This is a genomic window from Floccifex sp. (assembly GCF_051873495.1).
GTDB lineage: Bacteria > Bacillota_I > Bacilli_A > Erysipelotrichales > Erysipelotrichaceae > Floccifex.
This window is the reverse complement of record NZ_JBJEEX010000086.1, coordinates 1-1,457: the sequence shown is the minus strand read 5'-3', so window position 1 is coordinate 1,457 and position 1,457 is coordinate 1. Positions and strand designations below refer to the sequence as shown.

Here is a 1,457-nt window from a genome sequence, read left to right as displayed (position 1 = left end):
ATGCGTCTACAAAAAATGTTTTCAAAAATGTTTTCACGGAAATGGTTTTTAAGCGTTGTTACATATCCTGAAGAGCAAATAGCATCTTTAAGGATATGTATGATGTTGCATTCATTGATAACAGTATTTCATAAGTCGTTTATGATGTCTAGCCTGAAAACAGTGAACGCAATATCTTATAATGGTTTGCCAGAAATGTTATAATACTGTTGATATTTCAAAATTATTAATAATTTATAACTTAGTATTTAGGAGGTCAAGAAATGAATGAATTAGATCATAACAAATTGATAACCCAAATAGAAAGTCTATTAGATAAAGCAAGAAACCAGGTTGCTGTACAGGTTAATAATACACTTCTTGTAACATATATGGAAATTGGAAGGTTGATTGTTGAAGATATGATGGAACATCAGGATGACGAAAACTATCAAAAAGCTACTATCACCACTATTTCCAAAGATCTTACAAACAAGTTTGGAAAAGGATTTTCTCGTGCAAATATTTGGAATATGATGGCTTTTTATAAAGAGTATGGATCCGTTCAGACACTGTCTGAACGACTAAGCTGGTCACATTATTGTGAACTGTTATCCATTTCCGATAAGGATAAAAGACATTTTTATGAAGTAGAATGCATCAACTCTAAATGGAGCGTACGGGAACTGAGAAGACAGATATCTTCGTCTTTGTTTGAAAGACTGCTTCTATCAAACGGCGAAGCAAACAAACAGAAAGTACTTGATTTAGCTTTAAAGGGAAATGAAATCGCAAAACCTGAAGATATTGTAAAAGATCCATATGTGTTTGAATTCCTTGGTATACCAGAAGACAAGCCAATGATGGAATCAGATCTTGAAGAAGCACTGGTAAGGCAAATTGAGAAGTTCCTGCTGGAACTTGGCAAAGGATTCATGTTTGTTGGAACACAACAAAGAGTAACATTCGGCAACGTTCACTATTATGTTGATATGGTATTTTACAATAAGATTCTAAGATCATACGTTCTTATTGAATTAAAGACAATCAAGCTAATGCCGGAAGCTGTTGGCCAGCTTAATATGTATCTCAATTATTATGCAGCTGAAGTAAATGATGAAAATGACAATCCGCCAATAGGACTGATTCTTTGTACAGATAAAGGAAATGTTGATATGCAGTATGCTTTAGGTGGATTAAGTAACAATATATTTGCTTCTAAATACGTTACTTATATGCCTGACAAAGAACAACTTCTAGCCCAAGTAGAAGCAGTCATTCTCAAAAATGAAGAAAAGAATAAAAAGTAGATTAGACTGCATTAAATATGTTGGTAGAGGATATATCGGCCACTGGGAAATAGAGGAATAACTGATCATAAACGTTAGCAGAAGTTGCTAGCGTTTTTTGTTTGCATTGCTATAGCTTGAATACCATCTGTTTTCACAGGTACAATCCCCAAGAAAGCGAGCGAACTC

The 1,457-nt window shown here is 34.0% G+C and carries 2 protein-coding genes; both read left to right on the top strand.

All coding sequences use genetic code 11. From position 1 onward, the window contains the following. The coding region (locus ACI313_RS05090; RefSeq protein WP_439755461.1) for a hypothetical protein at positions 1 to 204 on the top strand (204 nt) is incomplete at its 5' end. A 59-nt stretch (positions 205 to 263) separates the two neighbouring features. Further along, the gene (locus tag ACI313_RS05085; RefSeq protein ID WP_154459518.1) at positions 264 to 1,289 is read left to right on the top strand and encodes a PDDEXK nuclease domain-containing protein; all 1,026 of its coding nucleotides are present in this window, start codon (positions 264 to 266) and stop codon (positions 1,287 to 1,289) included. The last annotated feature ends 168 nt before the right edge of the window (positions 1,290 to 1,457 follow it).

Bases quoted from the DNA above. Each gene is read 5' to 3' on its own strand.
- ACI313_RS05085 (WP_154459518.1), top strand. From the start codon at position 264: ATGAATGAATTAGATCATAACAAATTGATAACCCAAATAGAAAGTCTA.